This window comes from Paraburkholderia sp. SEWSISQ10-3 4 (genome assembly GCF_030464785.1).
Taxonomy (GTDB): Bacteria; Pseudomonadota; Gammaproteobacteria; order Burkholderiales; family Burkholderiaceae; genus Paraburkholderia; species Paraburkholderia aspalathi.
Window position 1 is genome coordinate 126,668 of sequence record NZ_JALPRI010000020.1, and the last position, 17,711, is coordinate 144,378.

At 61.5% G+C, this 17,711-nt stretch carries 22 protein-coding genes and 1 tRNA gene; 15 read left to right on the forward strand and 8 right to left on the reverse strand.

Annotated elements, in window-relative coordinates:
- Positions 1-154 precede the first annotated feature (154 nt).
- Genes ssuD through M0D68_RS28620 form a run of 4 tightly spaced genes read left to right on the forward strand, consistent with a single transcriptional unit; the run spans position 155 to position 3,490 of the window.
- Entirely contained in the window at positions 155-1,315 is a 1,161-nt protein-coding gene (gene ssuD / locus M0D68_RS28605; RefSeq protein WP_200653638.1) for an FMNH2-dependent alkanesulfonate monooxygenase, read from the forward strand.
- Between the two features lie 56 nt (positions 1,316-1,371).
- Positions 1,372-2,229: an aliphatic sulfonate ABC transporter permease SsuC gene (gene ssuC / locus M0D68_RS28610; RefSeq protein ID WP_054034591.1), complete on the forward strand. Its 858-nt coding sequence runs from the start codon at positions 1,372-1,374 to the stop codon at positions 2,227-2,229.
- Positions 2,226-3,227: an ATP-binding cassette domain-containing protein gene (locus tag M0D68_RS28615; RefSeq protein ID WP_266226048.1), complete on the forward strand. Its 1,002-nt coding sequence runs from the start codon at positions 2,226-2,228 to the stop codon at positions 3,225-3,227. Before ssuC ends, M0D68_RS28615 begins: the two co-directional genes overlap by 4 nt.
- 47 nt (positions 3,228-3,274) lie before the next feature.
- Positions 3,275-3,490 (forward strand): molybdopterin-binding protein, encoded by a 216-nt coding sequence (locus M0D68_RS28620; protein ID WP_054034589.1) that lies wholly within the window; start codon positions 3,275-3,277, stop codon positions 3,488-3,490.
- Between the two features lie 47 nt (positions 3,491-3,537).
- On the opposite strand, the gene M0D68_RS28625 is transcribed toward M0D68_RS28620, so the two are convergent.
- The gene (locus M0D68_RS28625) at positions 3,538-3,819 is read right to left on the reverse strand and encodes a hypothetical protein (RefSeq protein WP_211701667.1); all 282 of its coding nucleotides are present in this window, start codon (positions 3,817-3,819) and stop codon (positions 3,538-3,540) included.
- A gap of 140 nt (positions 3,820-3,959) precedes the next feature.
- Between M0D68_RS28625 and M0D68_RS28630 the strand changes: the two genes are divergently transcribed.
- The 3 genes from M0D68_RS28630 (at position 3,960) to M0D68_RS28640 (ending at position 4,965) form a co-directional block, all read left to right on the forward strand.
- The gene (locus M0D68_RS28630) at positions 3,960-4,157 is read left to right on the forward strand and encodes a hypothetical protein (RefSeq protein WP_054034588.1); all 198 of its coding nucleotides are present in this window, start codon (positions 3,960-3,962) and stop codon (positions 4,155-4,157) included.
- 107 nt (positions 4,158-4,264) lie between these two features.
- A complete protein-coding gene (locus M0D68_RS28635; protein WP_266226049.1) occupies positions 4,265-4,507 on the forward strand; it encodes a DUF6566 family protein in 243 nt (80 codons plus the stop codon).
- A gap of 77 nt (positions 4,508-4,584) precedes the next feature.
- On the forward strand, positions 4,585-4,965 hold the full coding sequence (locus tag M0D68_RS28640) for a glyoxalase superfamily protein (RefSeq protein ID WP_093632577.1): 381 nt from the start codon (positions 4,585-4,587) through the stop codon (positions 4,963-4,965).
- A 135-nt stretch (positions 4,966-5,100) separates the two neighbouring features.
- Here M0D68_RS28640 and M0D68_RS28645 read toward each other — a convergent pair whose 3' ends face one another.
- The gene (locus M0D68_RS28645) at positions 5,101-5,370 is read right to left on the reverse strand and encodes a hypothetical protein (RefSeq protein ID WP_093632578.1); all 270 of its coding nucleotides are present in this window, start codon (positions 5,368-5,370) and stop codon (positions 5,101-5,103) included.
- Between the two features lie 513 nt (positions 5,371-5,883).
- Between M0D68_RS28645 and M0D68_RS28650 the strand changes: the two genes are divergently transcribed.
- Positions 5,884-6,069, forward strand: a complete 186-nt coding sequence (locus tag M0D68_RS28650; protein ID WP_054034691.1) for a type II toxin-antitoxin system HicA family toxin — start codon at positions 5,884-5,886, stop codon at positions 6,067-6,069.
- A gap of 77 nt (positions 6,070-6,146) precedes the next feature.
- Positions 6,147-6,566 carry a type II toxin-antitoxin system HicB family antitoxin gene (locus M0D68_RS28655; protein WP_054034585.1) on the forward strand — a complete coding sequence of 140 codons (420 nt, stop codon included), beginning with the start codon at positions 6,147-6,149 and terminating at the stop codon, positions 6,564-6,566.
- A gap of 118 nt (positions 6,567-6,684) precedes the next feature.
- Here the strand turns inward: M0D68_RS28655 and M0D68_RS28660 are convergent.
- The 3 genes from M0D68_RS28660 to M0D68_RS28670 form a co-directional block, all read right to left on the reverse strand.
- Positions 6,685-6,760, reverse strand: a tRNA-His gene (locus tag M0D68_RS28660).
- A 102-nt stretch (positions 6,761-6,862) separates the two neighbouring features.
- Positions 6,863-7,864 carry a tRNA dihydrouridine(20/20a) synthase DusA gene (dusA, locus tag M0D68_RS28665; RefSeq protein WP_266226050.1) on the reverse strand — a complete coding sequence of 334 codons (1,002 nt, stop codon included), beginning with the start codon at positions 7,862-7,864 and terminating at the stop codon, positions 6,863-6,865.
- A gap of 111 nt (positions 7,865-7,975) precedes the next feature.
- On the reverse strand, positions 7,976-8,323 hold the full coding sequence (locus tag M0D68_RS28670) for a hypothetical protein (protein WP_266226051.1): 348 nt from the start codon (positions 8,321-8,323) through the stop codon (positions 7,976-7,978).
- Between the two features lie 351 nt (positions 8,324-8,674).
- On the opposite strand from M0D68_RS28670, the gene M0D68_RS28675 reads away from it, so the two are divergent.
- From M0D68_RS28675 to M0D68_RS28685, 3 genes are all read left to right on the forward strand, one after another.
- Positions 8,675-10,267 (forward strand): sulfotransferase, encoded by a 1,593-nt coding sequence (locus tag M0D68_RS28675; protein WP_266226052.1) that lies wholly within the window; start codon positions 8,675-8,677, stop codon positions 10,265-10,267.
- A complete protein-coding gene (gene cysC / locus M0D68_RS28680) occupies positions 10,264-10,839 on the forward strand; it encodes an adenylyl-sulfate kinase (protein WP_266226053.1) in 576 nt (191 codons plus the stop codon). Before M0D68_RS28675 ends, cysC begins: the two co-directional genes overlap by 4 nt.
- Positions 10,840-10,946: 107 nt before the next feature.
- A complete protein-coding gene (locus M0D68_RS28685; protein WP_266226054.1) occupies positions 10,947-11,606 on the forward strand; it encodes a trimeric intracellular cation channel family protein in 660 nt (219 codons plus the stop codon).
- Here the strand turns inward: M0D68_RS28685 and M0D68_RS28690 are convergent.
- Positions 11,592-11,804 (reverse strand): DUF3820 family protein, encoded by a 213-nt coding sequence (locus tag M0D68_RS28690; protein WP_006048800.1) that lies wholly within the window; start codon positions 11,802-11,804, stop codon positions 11,592-11,594. The genes M0D68_RS28685 and M0D68_RS28690 overlap by 15 nt on opposite strands.
- A gap of 139 nt (positions 11,805-11,943) precedes the next feature.
- Between M0D68_RS28690 and M0D68_RS28695 the strand changes: the two genes are divergently transcribed.
- The gene (locus M0D68_RS28695) at positions 11,944-12,996 is read left to right on the forward strand and encodes an NADP(H)-dependent aldo-keto reductase (protein WP_093632597.1); all 1,053 of its coding nucleotides are present in this window, start codon (positions 11,944-11,946) and stop codon (positions 12,994-12,996) included.
- A gap of 77 nt (positions 12,997-13,073) precedes the next feature.
- On the opposite strand, the gene M0D68_RS28700 is transcribed toward M0D68_RS28695, so the two are convergent.
- Both M0D68_RS28700 and M0D68_RS28705 read right to left on the reverse strand, forming a co-directional pair.
- Positions 13,074-14,357, reverse strand: a complete 1,284-nt coding sequence (locus M0D68_RS28700; RefSeq protein ID WP_093632598.1) for an MFS transporter — start codon at positions 14,355-14,357, stop codon at positions 13,074-13,076.
- A gap of 72 nt (positions 14,358-14,429) precedes the next feature.
- Complete coding sequence (locus M0D68_RS28705) at positions 14,430-15,842, reverse strand: M20 family metallopeptidase (protein WP_266211583.1); 1,413 nt, start codon at positions 15,840-15,842, stop codon at positions 14,430-14,432.
- 203 nt (positions 15,843-16,045) lie between these two features.
- Between M0D68_RS28705 and M0D68_RS28710 the strand changes: the two genes are divergently transcribed.
- Positions 16,046-17,005: a LysR family transcriptional regulator gene (locus M0D68_RS28710; protein WP_266226056.1), complete on the forward strand. Its 960-nt coding sequence runs from the start codon at positions 16,046-16,048 to the stop codon at positions 17,003-17,005.
- Positions 17,006-17,197: 192 nt separating this feature from the next.
- Positions 17,198-17,620: a hypothetical protein gene (locus M0D68_RS28715; protein ID WP_093632601.1), complete on the forward strand. Its 423-nt coding sequence runs from the start codon at positions 17,198-17,200 to the stop codon at positions 17,618-17,620.
- Positions 17,621-17,711: the final 91 nt, after the last annotated feature.

Sequence of the window (17,711 nt, forward strand, 5' to 3'; positions counted from 1 at the left end):
GGAACTAGTCCGCTTTTCGCCGCAGTTTTTCCGTTCCTTTTTTGCGCCTGCGTCTCCGGCTCTTGTGCCGGAGGGATGCGCGCGGCCGGCGTACGCGCGTTCACTCGACGCACCGTTTCCATTCAATCCAGTTTCGAACAAGCAGGAGCAGCAAATGAATGTGTTCTGGTTCATTCCGACTCACGGCGATAGCCGCTATCTCGGTACGTCCCAAGGCGCACGCGCAGCGGATTACGACTATTTCCAGCAGATCGCCGTCGCCGCCGACACGCTCGGCTACGAGGGCGTGCTGCTGCCGACCGGCCGTTCGTGTGAAGACGCATGGGTCGTCGCGTCGAGCCTGATCGCCGCGACCAAACGTCTGAAGTTTCTGGTGGCGATCCGTCCGGGCATTTCGTCGCCGGGTCTGGCGGCGCGCATGGCGGCGACGTTCGACCGCCTGTCGAATGGGCGTCTCCTGATCAACGTCGTGACGGGCGGCGATTCGGCTGAACTGGAAGGCGACGGCGTGTTCGTCGATCACGACACGCGCTATGAAATCACCGACGAATTCCTGCATATCTGGCGCAAGCTGCTGACGGCCGCGCATACCAACGATTCGATCGATTTCAACGGCAAGCATCTGACCTCGAAGGGTGGCAAGGCGTTGTATCCGCCGGTGCAGAACCCGCACCCGCCGCTGTGGTTCGGCGGTTCGTCGGCGGCTGCTCACGACATCGCGGGCGATCACATCGACACGTATCTGACGTGGGGCGAGCCGCCCGCGGCCGTCGCGAAGAAGATCGCCGACATTCGCGCCCGCGCCGAAGCGCGTGGCCGCAAGATCAAGTTCGGCATTCGCTTTCACGTCATCGTGCGCGAGACCGAAGAAGAAGCATGGGCTGCCGCCGACAAGCTGATCAGCAAGCTCGACGACGAAACCATTTCCCGTGCGCAGGCTTCGTTCTCGAAGATGGATTCCGAAGGACAGCGCCGCATGGCCGCGTTGCACGGCGGCAAGCGCGGCGGACGCGCGGAACTCGAGGTATATCCGCATCTGTGGGCGGGCGTCGGTCTCGTCCGCGGTGGTGCGGGGACGGCGCTGGTCGGCAATCCCGAGCAGGTGGCCGCGCTGATGAACGAGTACGCGGCGCTCGGTGTCGACACGTTCATCCTGTCCGGCTATCCGCATCTCGAAGAGTCGTATCGCTTCGCTGAACTGGTGTTCCCGCTGCTGCCGGGCCATCAAAGCAAGGTCGCCGGCGGTCCGCTGTCGGGGCCGTTCGGCGAGATCGTCGGCAACAACTATCTGCCGAAGGCGGCAAGTTCGAGCTGAGCGCTTGCGCCCGGTTCGGCAATGACGCCCATCGATAAGCAACGAGGACAATCATCATGGCTCAATCCACTGTGAGTGCGGAACGAGGCACACAGGCAGGCTCGGGCGCGGCTTTCGGCGCGGGCCTCGTCGGCGCATTGCGGCGCATCGGCGCGCCTCTCGCGCCGTGGCTCGTGCCGCTGGCGATTCTGCTGGCGTGGGAATTCGCCGCGCGCAGCGGCATTCTTTCGACGCGTGTGCTGCCCGAACCGCTCGCGGTCGTGAAGGCCGCATGGTCGCTGATCCAGTCCGGCGAAATGTGGGCGGACGTGAAGGTCAGCACGTGGCGCGCGGTGTCGGGCTTTACGATCGGCGGCGGCATTGGACTCGTGCTCGGCCTCGCGACGGGTCTCTTCAAACCCGCTGAAATCGCGCTCGATTCGACGGTGCAGATGGTTCGCAACATTCCCGCGCTGGCGATGATCCCGCTGGTGATCCTGTGGTTCGGTATCGAAGAAGAGGCGAAGGTGTTTCTCGTCGCGCTGGGGGTGTTTTTTCCGGTCTACGTGAACACGTTTCATGGCATCCGTTCGGTGGATGCCAACCTGATCGAGATGGCGCGCAGCTACGGCGTGAAGGGCTTCGCGCTGTACCGGCATGTGATTTTGCCGGGGGCGTTGCCCTCGATTCTGGTCGGCGTGCGGTTTGCGTTCGGGCTGATGTGGGTCACGCTGATCGTCGCTGAAACCATTTCCGCGCAGTCGGGCATCGGCTACATGACGATGAACGCCCGCGAATTTCTGCAAACCGATGTGGTGGTGGTGGGCATCCTGCTGTACGCGGCGCTCGGCAAACTTGCCGACGTGCTGGCCAAGACTCTCGAGCGTGTGTCGCTGCGTTGGCATCCTGCCTATCAACGAGGAGCGAAAACATGAGCGCAACGACATTGTCGAGCTCGTTCGGCGGTATCGCGGGCAGCGATCTCGAAGCCGAACTGGCGCAACCGCGTACTGTCGATCACAACGCGGACGAGGCTGCCGGCTTCGACCGTGCGGACCCGGCGCACGATCGCCAGCGCGCTGATGCCGTGCCTGCGGCGACCGGTGCATCGGCGCGCAACGACGCCAGCCGCTCTGGCGATTTTTCGGTCGAATTGCGCGGCGTCGGCAAGCAGTACGGCGAGCGCACGGTGCTGTCCGATTTTGATTTGTCGATCGAGCGCGGCAGTTTCGTGGCGATCGTCGGCCGCAGCGGCTGCGGGAAATCGACTTTGTTGCGCCTGGTGGCGGGTTTGGAGAAGGCGACGACGGGCGTGCTCGAAAAGCGCGCCGAAGACGGCCAGCCGCTCGACACGCGCATCATGTTCCAGGACGCGCGGCTTCTGCCCTGGAAGAGCGTGCTACAAAACGTGATGCTTGGCCTCGGCCGCAGCGCCCGTGAAGATGCGCGCGCCGTGCTCGACGAAGTCGGCTTGCTGGAACGCGCCAACGACTGGCCCGCGCAGCTCTCCGGCGGCCAGCGTCAGCGTGTGGCGCTCGCGCGTGCGCTGGTGCATCGGCCGCAATTGCTGCTGCTGGACGAACCGCTCGGCGCGCTCGACGCGTTGACGCGCATCGAAATGCACGCGCTGATCGAACGCCTGTGGCGCGAACATCAATTTACCGCGTTGCTGGTAACGCACGACGTGCACGAAGCCGTCGCGCTCGGCGACCGGATTCTGCTGATCGAAGAAGGGCGCATCGCGCTCGATCAGCCGGTGCCGCTGGCGCGCCCACGGGCGCGTGCGTCGGCCGGTTTTGCCGCGCTGGAAGAACATGTGTTGCAACGCGTACTGAAGACGGCGCCGAATGACGACGCGCTGTCCCATCGCGCTTACGACGCACGTGACGAGGGCCGCCTCACGCGGCCGACAGACGTCCGCTGGGCCGTCTGACATCCCTTGACTGACTGTTTTCAATCGCTTTTCTGGAGTCACTCGATATGACCATTTCCGCAATCAACGTACGCAATCAGTTCAAAGGCAAGGTCAAGGAAATCATCCGCGGGTCGGTGGTGTCCGAGGTCGATGTGGAGACGCCGTTCGGTATCGTCACCTCGGTGATCACCACGCGTTCGGTCGACGAACTCGACCTGAAGGTCGGCTCGGAAGTGGTCGCGCTGGTGAAGTCGACGGAGGTGTCGATCGCGCGCCTGTAAGCGCGACTGCACTGGCCGCGCAGCTCGTACCGTCATGCGCGCCGACGCTATTTTGCGTTGGCGCCGCTGGCGGGCGGCTCGTGCATCATCCTGTCGTTGGTCGCCTGGCGCGGACGCTTGATGGGCATATTGTCCGGATTGCTCGAACCGCCTGAATCGGGGGCCGCCTCGGGCGGCTTGACCATCGAGGCGCCGCCGTTCTGCGACGCCGCTGGTGTTTTTGGCGCCGGGTTCGGCGTTTGTGCGAACGCCGCCGTGCCGACTGCGCCAAACATCGCGAGCGCGACGCCCGCCGTCAGCGCCGCCATTCTGTTTCTGTTTCGCTCCATCTCGTCCTCCTTTCCGATACCGCTTGCCGGTTTGCTGACGCGACACATCTGTACGGCACGCAACCCGTATGCCTCGACGCGCCCCTGCGTGCATCCGCGAAACTTGCTAGGATGAATTGAGCACCACGACGGAGACGGCCATGTCGAAGTCATTAAGTCCGGAAGCGGTTGAAGCGTTGCGGCGCCTGAATGATGTCGGCGTCGGACAGCCCATGCCGAAGTTTGAGCAATCCGTCACGGCGGAGTTGCTGACAAACGGGCTCGCTGCAGAAGCAAGCGGCGGCGAAGTCGAAATCACCTGTAGCGGCCGGCAGTACCTTTCTGGCGATTGCGACTGATCGTCAGGCGAGGGCGGGCCGGTGCATGCTCCGAGCCGTAACGACGGCCCGGTGGAAAAGTATGGCCGCCAACATTCAAGGGCACGCAAGACACCAAGGAGGCGATCATGGAGCCGAAGGGCCTCGACATGGGCGACTACCAGGAGCGCTATCAGGACTACGAGATTGAAGTCGCGGTTGAACAGGTGCTCACCGGCGTCAAAGCGCATTTCCGGGTGTTGCGCAACGATGCGGTGGTAGTTGACTGGCGGCTTGTGCACGTCGACACGCTGTGGTCCACCGAGCATGCCGCGGCTCTCGCGGGCTTCAAGGCGGCGCGCGAAACGATCGATGCCGGGTTCGCCTCATAGCCACAAGCGCCACAAGCACGTGGGCCGGCAAGCGCATTCGATTAAGCTGACGATCTTTCGCCTTGCTGGAGACCGCTGTGCACCTGTCGCCTGCCATTCCGATCATCCGCATCTTTTCTGAAGAGAAAGCCAGAGAGTTTTACGTGGACTTTCTCGGCTTCACCGTCGACTGGGAACACCGCTTCGAGGCCAATTTTCCGCTCTACATGCAGGTGCGCCGCTCCGACCTGATTTTGCATCTGAGCGAGCATCACGGCGACGCGACGCCAGGCTCGACGATTTTCGTGCGGGTGCAGGACATCGACGCGTTGCATGCCGAACTTCAGCGCAAAGATTACAAGTACGGGAAACCGGGTATTGAGGAGGTGCCGTGGGGCAAAGAGCTGGAGACGATTGATCCGTTTGGTAACCGGATTCGTTTTTCTGAAGCGCCGAGAGAGGAGGTGCGCGAGGCGTGATGACGAAAGGGGCGTGCCTTGATGCCGCGGGAGCGGCTGCCCCGTAAACGGAACTGGGCGCCGACATGCATTGCTGCATGCGCGGCGCCCAGTTCGGCGGCCGTCTTGTGAACGGCAACCTTCAACGGCGACCGATTAGTGGCCGAAGAAAACCGATTGCGGGCCCGATTCAGCCGGTGCACGCGTACCCGATTGCGACGACACGGTGTTCACGCCACCGTATGCATTCGAATCGGCATTAGCGCGTTCAGCTGCAACGGTTTGCGCGTTCTGACCTTGTTGCGAAGCCGGTGCGCCGACCGACGGACGGTAGAACGGTGCCGGGCCGTAGCCGCTAGCGAATGCGGGAGCAGCGATCGAGGCAGAAACAGCAACCAACAGGGCGGCGATGAGCTTGGTCTTCATGGTGTGACTCCGATAAGTTTCGATTTCATTCAGGAAGGCGTCGCAGGAGCCGGTGAGGTGTGTCTGCAACGTCGATGGAAGGCAGTGTATACCCCTACTATTGAAAATTTGTACCGATAATCTGAAATTACTATTCTCGGTATTGAAATAATCGAGCGGAGGGTTGTGCGACAGGCATCAGCCGTGGTCCGACCCCGTCTGTCAAGCGTTTTCGGCGGGCAAAGACCCGATTGGGAGGGCGGGTTATTGGTGGTGTTTACTAGCCAACCGCGCTTGTATTCGACGCTTGGGATGCCTGCCGCCCGGCCATTAAATGCGCTGATTCGTATCACGCCGCTGCATCATGGCCGCAGCGCACGCCGATGCCGCTTGCAGTTATTGCGCAAGCCCGATGTTCCCTTTCGTGCCCTGCTTACGTCCCAAAAAGATACAACTTAGATGTTGTGTTTTTTAGTTTTTTGATACAACATTTGTGTTGTATTCTTCCTCGTCTTGCTCAACAAGAGGAGGAACATGAAGTACAGCGAGTTTAGGAAGTGGCTGAAGAAACAAGGTGCGACTTTTGAAAAGCACAGGAGCGGCTCAAGTCACTACCGGGTCACGCTCAACGGCAAGACAACCATCTTCCCGGATCACGGCGCCAAGGAAATGGGCACCCATCTCGTCGCGGCGATCAAGAGGCAGCTTGGTATTAAATGAGCAGGAGAGGCGGACGGCCTCTCCCGATAATCGCAGGCTTTGTGTTTTTCTTGAAGCAGTCCCACTGGAGAACCGTAATGTTGTCGTACCCCATCGAGCTGACGCCGGATTCTAATGGCACGCTCCTCGTCACGTTTCCGGACGTGCCTGAAGCGATCACCGTTGGAGAGAACGAAGATGATGCAGACGTGCAGGCCCTCGACGCACTGGAGGCCGCACTTGAGATCTACTTTTCGGAAAAGCGGTTCATTCCTTTGCCGTCGAAGGCAAAGCGTGGCCAGCGAGTCGTAACGCTTCCTGCTCTCGTGACCTCGAAGGTCCTGCTTGCAAACGAAATGCTGCAACAGAACGTGCGTAAGGCGGAGTTGGCGCGTCGATTGAAGGTCAACCAGGTGCAGGTCGATCGTCTTTTGAATTTCCGCCATTCATCGAAGATCGAGATGGTCGAGTCTGCATTCGCCGTTCTTGGCAGGCGCCTGGAAGTGCGGCTGGTTTGATCCGCTTCTCTTTCCCAATTGAAACCCTCGCGGCGTCGCAAAGCGCGAGGTAAAACAAAAACGGCGTTGTGATTTCTCACAACGCCGTTTGGTCAAACTTTTTACTGCTTGAATTCTTTGGGGTGGCTGATGGGGCTCGAACCCACGACAACAGGAATCACAATCCTGGACTCTACCAACTGAGCTACAGCCACCACTGACATCTGCTTGACTTGCCGGCAACTCATTGCTGAGAAACTTGGCTCGTCGATGAAGAAACGAGATTATACGAACAAGAATCCCGTTTGCCTAGTCCTTTATTCAAAAATTTCGACGGGCTCACGCAGATGCTGTCTTGCCTCATCGAAGATGGTCAGATCGCGCGCCGCAAGACGCTTGCTATCGGACAACACGCGACGCCATCCACGTGCCCCGGCTTCACCACGATAGAGGCCAAGCGCGTGACGCGTGATGGAACCAAGGTACGTGCCGCGTGCCATTTCAGCCACGCAATATTCGATCAGCTTTGCCTCGATCTGCTCGCGCGTGAGCGGTGCATCTGTCGAACCATAGAAGCGTGCATCTACATCTGCGAGTACATAAGGATTGTGATATGCCTCACGCCCAAGCATCACGCCATCGATATGCTGAAGATGCGTCTCTACCTCATCAAGCGTTTTGATACCGCCATTGATGATGATCTCCAGATGCGGGAAGTCGCGCTTCAACTGATACGCGTAGTCGTACTTAAGCGGCGGAATCTCGCGGTTCTCTTTCGGGCTCAGGCCCTTGAGAATCGCATTGCGCGCGTGCACGACGAATACGTTGCAACCGGCATCCGCGATCGTGCCGACGAAGTCGCGCACGAAGCTATATTCCTCGACCGCATCGACACCGATTCTGTGCTTGACAGTCACCGGTACTGACACCGCGTCGCGCATCGCCTTCACGCAATCGGCGACGAGTTTCGGCTCGTTCATCAGGCAAGCGCCGAACGCACCGCGCTGCACGCGCTCGGACGGACAGCCGCAATTCAGATTGATCTCGTCATAGCCCCATTGCTCACCGAGCTTGGCCGAGCGCGCAAGGTCGTCAGGCTCACTGCCACCGAGTTGCAAGGCGACCGGCGCTTCTTCGGGCGTAAACGCCAGATGGCGCGGCACATCGCCGTGCAGCAACGCGCCGGTGGTGACCATTTCGGTGTAAAGCCACGTATGACGCGATATCACGCGATGCAGCGAGCGGCAGTGGCGATCGGTCCAGTCCATCATGGGCGCGACGGAAACGCGGCGTGGACTGGGAGTTTGAGCTGAAGACATGGGGCGGACGGACGGCATCAATCAAAACCCGATTTTACCGCAAGGCATAAAATCTCCCGTTCGGTCCGCAGATTGGGCAAGGCGAGGGCAGGTCAACTGCCGCTCACCGCATCAATGCCCATGCCCCCCACTATGGCCGCCGCTGCTCCACGAACTGCCCCCGCTGCCGCCGTGGGAGCCCCCGCCGCCATGCCAGCCGCCGCCTCCGTGCCAACCCCCACCATGCCAGCCTCCGCCGTGCCAGCCTCCGTCATGCCCGTGGTAGTAACAGCACGAGCCACCCCAACCACCCCAGATGTCGACCGCACCGTAAGCCGGTCCATACGCCGGCCCGTAGGCATAACCGTAGCCGGGGTAATAGGGCTGCGCGTAGGTATAGTCGTATCCTGGCGCGACCACGCACCCGGTGAGACTTGCCGCCACAGCTAACATCGCGATTGATGCAATAAGCCTGCTCACGATTTTCTCCCACGTATGTGAATGAGAAAAACGGCGCAGCCGGGAGTTCAGCAGGATTTGTGTCCGCAAATTACTGCCCGCATTTACCGCCTGGCTTCCGCGACGCATGCACCGCAACCCAACGCCATAGCGGCCGCCCGTTGCGCAATCCTTCCAGACTATGACGGATTCATCGTGCTGTAACAGTTGGTTAAATTTTTGCAACGTAACTGTAGGGCGCGCCTGATACTTTCCCGTCAGACAATTTCCCTTTGAATCCAGACTCATGCTGCTGCTGACGCTGGACGAAGAAGAACGCACTCCACATTGCCCGGGCCGCTTGATGCGAAGCCTGCAAGAACCTGGCCGTCAATGAAGCACGATCCACAGCCTGCGACCGCATCAGCATGGCGCGCCGAAGGCGACGCCTGTGCCGCTCGCGGCGATCTTGAGGCCGCACTCCAATGTTTCGACGCAGCGCGCTCGCTCGATCCCGCTGATGTCGTCGTGCTTGAGCGTCTCGCCGCGACGCTCGCTGCGCTGAACCGCTTTCCCGAAGCCGTCGTTCGCTATCACGAAGGGATCGGGCTCGATCCGCGCAACACCGATTTACGTCACGGCCTCGGGTGGTCGCTCGAACAGATGCATCGACTCGAGCAGGCGGTAGACGCGTATCGCGAAGCAGTCCGGCTGAATCCCAAAGCCGATGGTTCGTACAACAACATGGGCAACTGCTTGCAGTCTCTCGGTCGTTTCGACGAGTCTCACGAAGCCTATCGCCGCGCGATCGAGGCCGCTCCGCGGGTGCCGCTGTACTACCGCAACTTCGTGCAGTCCAGGCGCCTTGGCGCCGACGATCCGGTGTTCGCCGCGCTGGAGCAACTCGTCGGCGATGCCGCCTCGCTCACACCCGCCAATCAGGCGGAGATCCACTTCGCGTATGGTCAGGCGCTGTCTGATTTGGGGCGCAACGATGCGTCGTTCGAACACTTCCTGAAGGGCAACGCGCTGTACCGCACCGGCGTGCGTTATGACGAAGCCGCGTCGCTCGGTCTGTTCGCGCATTTGCCGGAACTCCTGACTTCAGAGGTGCTGGCGGCGAGGCGCGGTCAGGGCGATGCGTCGGACGCACCGATCTTTATCGTCGGCATGCCACGCTCGGGGTCGACACTGATCGAACAGATTCTCGCGAGTCATCCGCAGGTTTTCGGCGCGGGTGAGCGCACGGAATTCGGCGAGGCGTTGGTGAACTGCATCGGCCGCGATCTCGACGATCCCTTGCGTATCGATATCGAAGCCTTGCAGGGCGTCGGCCCAGCGCAATTGCGCACGCTCGGCGCCGACTATTTGCGCCGCATGCGGACGTCACTGCCGGAAATGCAAAACGCAACGCAAGGCTACGCACGCTTCACCGACAAATACCCGTTCAATTTCATCAACGTCGGGCTGATTCATCTGGCGTTGCCGAATGCGCGCTTCATTCATAGCAGCCGCTCGCCATTGCAAACTTGTCTGTCGATTTTTTCTCGAATTTTTCATGACGTGCCGTTCAGCTACGATCTTGGTGAACTGGGCCGCTACTATCGTGCGTACGGCGCGTTGATGGCCCATTGGCAACGCGTGTTACCCGAGGGCACGATGATCGAAGTCAAATACGAAGAATTGATCGACGATTTCGAAGGGAATGTCCGCCGCCTGCTCGCGCATTGCGGGCTCGACTGGGACGAGCGCTGTCTGGCGTTTCACGAGACTACGCGGCAAGTGAACACGGCGAGCGCGGCACAGGTGCGCCGTCCGCTCTACAGGACGTCGCTGCAGCGCTGGCAACCGCAGCAGGCGCTGCTGCAGCCCTTGTTCGACGGTCTCGGACCGGAGTTGGCGCCCGCCGGCAGCGTCAGCGGACACGAAAGGGCGCCTCTGGGAGATGCCGGGGCGATGGCCAACGGGACGGAGCGGAAATCGTGAGCGCAACGCGTGGAGCCGTCATCTGGATGAGCGGCTTGTCCGGCGCCGGTAAATCGACCGTGGCCGAGGCCTTGCATCAACGTCTCAAAGAAGCCGGACATGCCTCGATCGTGCTCGACGGCGACGTGCTGCGGCGCGGCCTGACCGCGGGCCTCGGCTTCACGCCCGAAGACCGCGCCGAAAATCTGCGGCGGATCGCGCACGTCGCGGCGCTGGTCATGCAACAGGGCTTCATCGCGATTGCCGCGGTGATTTCGCCCGAGCATGAGAATCGGCGCATGGCTCGCGAGATCGTCGGCGCTGGTTTCGTCGAAGTGTTCGTGAATGCGCCGCTGACCGTGTGCGAAGCGCGCGATGTCAAAGGCCTCTACGTGCGTGCGCGGCGCGGTGAAATACCCAATTTCACGGGTGTTTCAGGACCGTACGATGTGCCGCTCGACCCCGATGTCATGATCGAAACCGATCGGATGTCGATCGAAGAGGCAGTCGGCCGTCTGCTGATGCATCTGAGCGCCATGGGTTGCCTGCCGAGGGAAGAAAGCGGGCTCGGCAGACCTCGTCTCGCGAAATAGTCGGCGCGAGGCGTGCGCCTGTATTCCGCCGCGCAAATTTTCCACCCGGCGCGGCGCATTTCGCTATACCTTTTCGCCTACTCGTAGACAGAAAGGATGATGCGTCGATGCCGACATTGTCGATACAAAAAATAAAGCCGAAAGTCGAAACGCTCGTTCTCGCGGCCGATCTGGCCGGCACGGTTGTTTTCGCAATCGAGGGCGCGGTGAGCGCGATGCGCGGCGGTCTCGATCTGCTGGGCGTGATGGTGATCTCGTTTGTCGCGGCGCTCGGCGGCGGGGTGATCCGCGACTTGTTGATCGGCGACTCACCGCCTAACGCGATACGCGACTGGCGTTATCCGGCCTTGACGTTCGTCACCGGTCTGCTCACGTTCATTTTCCATTCGACAGTGCAGCAGTTTCCTGTCGCGCTGATTACCGTGCTCGACGCCGCCGGTCTCGCGCTCTTTGCTGTCGCGGGCGTAGAGAAAGCGCTGCTGTTCGGAATCCGTCCGTTTATCGCGATGCTGATGGGCACCATCACCGGTGTGGGTGGCGGCGTGATCCGCGACGTCCTGATGGCGCGCGTGCCGCTGGTGCTGCATGCCGACATCTATGCGACCGCTGCTTTCGCCGGCGCATTCGTTGTGGTGATCGCGCGGCGCGCCGGCTTGCCGCCGGGCGTCGCGGCTTTGGCAGGCGGCGCGGTGTGCTTCATCTTGCGTGTGCAGGCCGTCACCTATGGCTGGCATTTGCCGAAGGCGTCGCTCTCAGCGCTTACGTAACGGCTCGATCAGCGAGGACAGACCGTTGTGATCGATCTCGTGCATCAACGCCAGCAGACGGCCGATTTCGCCCGGTGGAAAGCCCTGGCTCGCAAACCAGTTCAGATAGTGGCCGGGCAGATCCGCGATCAGCCGGCCTTTGTATTTTCCGTAAGGCATCACGCGCGTGACCAGCAGTTCGAGGTGTTCGGGATTCATCGCAAGTGGGTCGACGGAGAGTTCATTGAGCGAGGTGGTGTGAGCGCCCGCTGAAGCAGCATTTTAGCTGCGCTGCAGGCTTCGCGCGGGCATGGTAACGTCAGCGCTTTCCGTTTTCACAATCAACAGGACAGGTTCAATGGAATACCGCAGACTCGGCGACTCGGATGTGAAGGTTAGCCTGATCGGTCTCGGCACCATGACATGGGGCGAGCAGAATACCGAGCAGGAAGCGCACGCGCAGATCGATTACGCGCTCGATCATGGCGTCAATCTGATCGACGCCGCGGAAATGTACCCGGTGCCGCCACGTCCCGAGACGCAAGGCTCGACCGAGCGCTATATCGGCACGTGGATCGCACAGCATCGCAGCGCGCGCGAGAAGATCGTGCTGGCCACCAAAATCGCCGGCCCGGCGCGTCAGCCGCACAACCCGCGTCATATTCGCGGCGAGGGCAACCAGTTCGACCGCAAGAACCTGACCGAAGCGCTCAACGATAGCCTGAAGCGTCTGCAAACGGACTACGTCGATCTGTATCAGCTGCACTGGCCGGATCGCAGCACGATGACATTCGGCCGTCCCGCCTATCCGTGGGTCGATGATGAATATACGGTGCCGATCGAAGAAACGCTGTCGGTGCTCGCCGAATTCGTCAAGGCGGGCAAGATTCGCCATATCGGCGTGTCGAACGAAACGCCCTGGGGTGTCGCGCAGTTTCTGCGTGCGGCGGAAAAGCTCGGCTTGCCGCGCATCGTCAGTATCCAGAATCCGTATAGCCTGTTGAACCGCACGTACGAAGTGGGTCTGTCCGAATACGCGCATCGCGACAACATTGGTCTGCTTGCGTATTCGCCGCTGGCCTTTGGCTGGTTGTCGGGCAAGTATGAAGGCGGCGCGCGTCCGGACGGCGCCCGTATCACGTTGTTCGAGCGCTTTCAACGCTACAGCAAGCCGCAGGCGATTCAGGCAACTACGCGCTATGTGGAGCTGGCGAAGCGTCACGGTTTGTCGCCCGCGCAGTTCGCGCTGGCCTTCGTCAATAGCCGACCGTTCCTGACGAGCAATCTGATCGGCGCGACGTCGCTCGATCAGTTGAAGGAAAACATCGCCAGTGCCGAGGTGAAACTTTCGCCGGAAGTGCTCGCGGAGATCGATAAGCTGCATGAATTGCAGCCTAATCCGGCGCCTTGATGTAGCTGCTGGGGCGGCAAGGCGAGTTGATCCGCGCCTTGCTTGCCTCGAATTCAATCAACGTCGCCGAGGCTCGCTCAACGAATCTTCAGCGTCGAGCGCACTGCATTGAGCGCCAGCAAACTCACCACCGCGCAGAACATCAGATAGAAGCCGGGCGCGAGCTTGTTGCCGCTCGCGTCGATCAGCCAGGTGATCACGAAGGGCGCAAAGCCGCCGAACACCGTCACGCCGATGTTGTAGCTGACCGCGAGACCGGTTGCGCGTGTCTGCGTCGGGAAAATCTCCGACATCAGCGCAGGCAGTGCGCCGAAGTACGTCGCCTTCAATACGCCGATCCAGATCAACGCCAGCAGCATCGTGGCGAACGACGGATGCGCATTCATATACACGAAGGTCGGATAGACAGTCAGCAGCATCAACGTCGCGGCGACGGCCATGATGCGGATGCGTCCCAGGCTATCGGACAGGTGGCCGGCGAACGGTGTGAGCACCGTCAGCACGATTCCCGTTGCGAGCGTCGCTGAGAAGCCGGTCGAAGCGGGCAGATGCAGTTGCTTGATCGCATAGGTCGGCATGTACAGAATCATGTAATTGGCCGCGGTCGAAATAACCAGCGAGCCGACCGCGAGCAGCATGCGCACCTTCTGCGTGCCGAACAGATCGCGCAGCGGTGTGCGGGTTTTCGGCTCCGTGTTGAACTCGGCGCCTTCGTCCACGTAGCGGCGAATATAGAAGCCGACCGGGCCGATCGCGAGGCCGAACAGAAACGGAATACGCCAGCCCCACGATTCGAGTTGCGCCGATGTGAGCTGGCTCGTCAGCAACGCGCCGAAGCCGGAGGCGAGCAGCGTCGCCATGCCCTGACTGGCGAACTGCCAGCTACCCATGAAGCCGCGCCGCTCGGGTGCATGCTCGACCAGAAACGCGGTGGAAGCGCCGAACTCGCCACCCGCCGAGAAGCCTTGAACGAGTCGCGACAGCATGATGCCGGCTGGCGCCCATAGACCGATCGCGGCGTACGGCGGCATCACGGCGATCGTCAACGTGCCGATCATCATCAAGCCGATCGACAGCAGCAGCGACACCTTGCGCCCCGCACGATCCGCGAGCGAGCCGAGCACGAGTCCGCCGAGCGGCCGGATCATGTACGAGATGCCGAAGGTGCCGAGCGTGAGCATCAACGAAATTGCTTCGGTGCTCGCCGGGAAAAACAGCTTCGCGATCGTCACCGCGAAAAATCCATAGACGACGAGGTCGAACCATTCAAGCGCATTGCCGATCGACGCCGCGAGAATGATGCGATGGACCTTTGCGGCGGACGGCCGCGCGGCGCTGGCTTGCAAGGTGGACGTGCTCATCGTGGCGTGTCTCGTGGCGGATGCGGCTAACAGTTAACTGCGGGTTGGCGGCAGGCGTACTGCGTTGATCGCTTAGGCCGCGGCTTGTGGGGTCGTTGCGGTCGAGCGCGGCGAGTTCTCGCCGAGATCCCAGAAGAGCCCAGCCATGATCTGCAGACCCTCGCGCACCACCGGTCCGAGCAGATGCTCGTTCGGCGCGTGCTGCGAGCAGGCCGGGTACGAATGCGGCACCCAGATGGTCGGCAGTCCGAGCGTGTCGGCGAACACTTCGTTGGGCAGCGTGCCGCCGAGATTCGGCAGCACGGCCGTCTTCTTGCCGGTGGTCTGTTCGAGCGAAGCGATGGCCCACGTGACCCACGGATCGTCGGGATTCAGACGCGTGGCCGGCGCACCGCGCTCGACGCTGATCTCGACGAACGAGAAGCCATTCGCATCCAGATGCTTGCGCAGGTGCTGTTCCAGGTTTTCCCAGTCGGTGCCGACCACGAAGCGCAACTGGCAATGCGCGAACGCCGACGACGGGATGGCATTGACCGGGTTCTCGGGATTGCCGGCCTTGAACGCCAGCACTTCGAAGCTGTTCCAGCCGAACACACGTTCTGGCGGCGTGAGACCGGGCTCGCCCCAGTTATCGTCGACGGCCGGATCGTTCGGACCGCCGCCTACCGTGATATCCGCCAATGCGCGACGCACCGCTTCCGGAATCGGCGGCGGACGCAAGCCGTCGACAGCGATTACGCCACGCGCATCGACGAGGCTTGCAAGCACGTTCGCCAGCACGGTGGCCGGGTTGCGCAACAAACCGCCCCAGTTGCCCGAGTGATGCGCGCCGTCGCGTAGATTTAGCGAGAGCTTGAAGTTCACCGAGCCGCGCGAACCGAGGAACACGGTGGGGCGGCGCGCGGCGAGACGCGGGCCATCGGAGGCTATCAGCACGTCCGCGGCCAGTTCTTCTTTATGTTTGTGGCAGATCGCGTCGAGCCCCGGCGAGCCGGTTTCCTCGCCCATCTCGATCAGCAGCTTTGCGTTGAAGCCGAGCTTGCCGTCGCGCGCGGCCAGCACGCTCGCCAGCGCGGCGAGATTGATGGTGTGCTGGCCTTTGTTGTCGGCGGTGCCGCGGCCATACCAGCGTTCGCCTTCGATCGTCACGGCCCAAGGTGTCAGCGGCGCGCGCCATTGACTGTCGTAGCCGCGCACGACGTCGCCGTGGCCGTAGATCAGTACGGTGGGCAGACTGTCGTCTTCGTGACGATTGGCGAACAGGAACGGCCCGAATCCTTCCGCCGGGTTATCGACGATGCGTGTGCTGAAGCCGAGCCCTTCGACTTCGGGCGTGATCTCATCGGTCAGATACGACAGCAACGTAGCCGCGCGATCGTTTTCCTGGCTTTCCGTGCGAAATCCGACGCGCCGGTTGAGGTTCTCGAGGAAAGCGCCTGATTCGAAATGATGCGTTGCGTGTTCGATGGCCTGGTTGCGGCTCATATCTGTCTCCGATGCGGGGTGCGGGGGATAGTGGCGACGCGGCGTCGTGCGTGGCACGTCGGGTTCGCGGCCATCAACTTCGAAACGATTCTAGGAGGCCGATATTTTTGTCACAATGATCATCTTTCGAAGCTTGCGTTGCCGAAAAGGCAAAGCTCGATACACTGGCACACGGCCACATCCGCTTGCAAAAGGCGTCGCTCATGGCACTTTCATTACACGGCATCGCATTGCGCTATTTCGTCGAAGTGGCGCGCACCGGCTCGATTAGCGATGCGTCCGCGAGGCTGCATGTGGCCGTGTCGGCGATCAGCCGGCAGATCGCGCGGCTCGAAAGCGACCTCGGCGTTGCGCTGTTCGAGCGGCGGCCGCGCGGCATGTCGCTCTCCGAAGCGGGCGAGCGTCTGCTCGCCTATGCACAGCGCAGCCTGCTCGAGGCGGAGCATGTGATGAAGGAGATCGGCGGCCTCGAGGCCTTGCATGGCAGCATGATCAAGGTCGCCAGTTCGGAGGGCTTTGCCGCGGATTTCCTGCCCAGCGCGATGGCTGCGTTCCGTCGCCACTACCCGGGGATCGACTTCACGCTCTCCGTGATGCCACCGGGCGAGGCCACTCGCCGGGTGCGCGATGGCGATGCCGATCTCGCGCTGACGTTCAGTCTCGCGCCGGAAAAGGGCGTCAAGGTTGAACACACCGAGCGCGCGCCGGTGCTGGCGTTGCTGCGCGCCGATCATCCGCTGGCCGGGCGCGCGAAGGTTTCGCTCGCCGACCTGCAGCGCTATCCGCTGGTGCTGCCGGAGCCTGGCACGACGATCCGGCAGTTGATCGATATCACTTGCGCGCTTGAAGGCGTGCTGCTCGAGCCCGATCTCACCTGCAACAATAGCGGCGCGATGTACCGTTACGCGCAGAAGTCCGGGGCGATCATGTTCACGGGGCTGCTGTCGGTGCGCGACCGTTACGCCGGCGACGGCTTCGTCGCGATGCCGCTGACGCATCCGCAGTTGCGCCAGCGCAGCATCCAGGTTCAGACGATGGCTGGGCGGGAGTTGCCGCCGTCGGTGAAGGCGTTCCGCGACCACCTGATCGCAGAAATCGGCGGCGCCAGGTCCACGAATGCTGCGGTGCCAAAGCCGGCTCGAAAGCGCGGCGAAGCGCGTTGAAAGGCAAATCTCCCTGCCGGACGGCGAATCACGACCTAAACTGTGGGGACGGGGCGGGCTGGTCGGCCTCTACTGCACGGCTGGCGGTGCTGTAGCCCATACCAGTGGTAGGATTCAGCCCGAAAAATGGAGCACGGCGCGCGATGAATGGGCGTGCCGCCCACAACAGAGCGATAGGACTCAGGACATCGAATGGCGCAACAAAAAACAAACCCAAAACTTGAGCAGGCGCTGACGCGCGGGGATCTTGCAATTCGCCAGGCCAACTCGGCACGGGCGACGGCGTTGCTGCGCGCGTTGGGCAAGATGATCGTCGAGGCATCGGCGACGATTGGCGTGGAGGCATTCACGCTGATCCCGGACGGCGACAGGATTTACGATCCGACTGATGGGCTGTGGCCGCAGGAATTGCAAGTGTCGCTTGATGGTCCTGTTGAGGAGCAGGACCCGGATGAGATTCGGACGGTGCGGTTGATTGCCGATGATCCGGCGACGGTCTTTAGAGTTGAATGGCAACGGGCTGATGGGAAGATCGGGCGGCAGGATGGGGGGCCGTTTGCGACGGTGGCTTTTATTTCTGATGTTGATATTCCTTGGACGGATGATGAGGATTAAGGTTTGAGGTTTTTTGCCTGCGTGGCGCTTTTGTCAGTGTTCTTAGGGCTTTGGCCTTTCCTTGATTTGTTAGTGGTCTATTAGTGTTGCC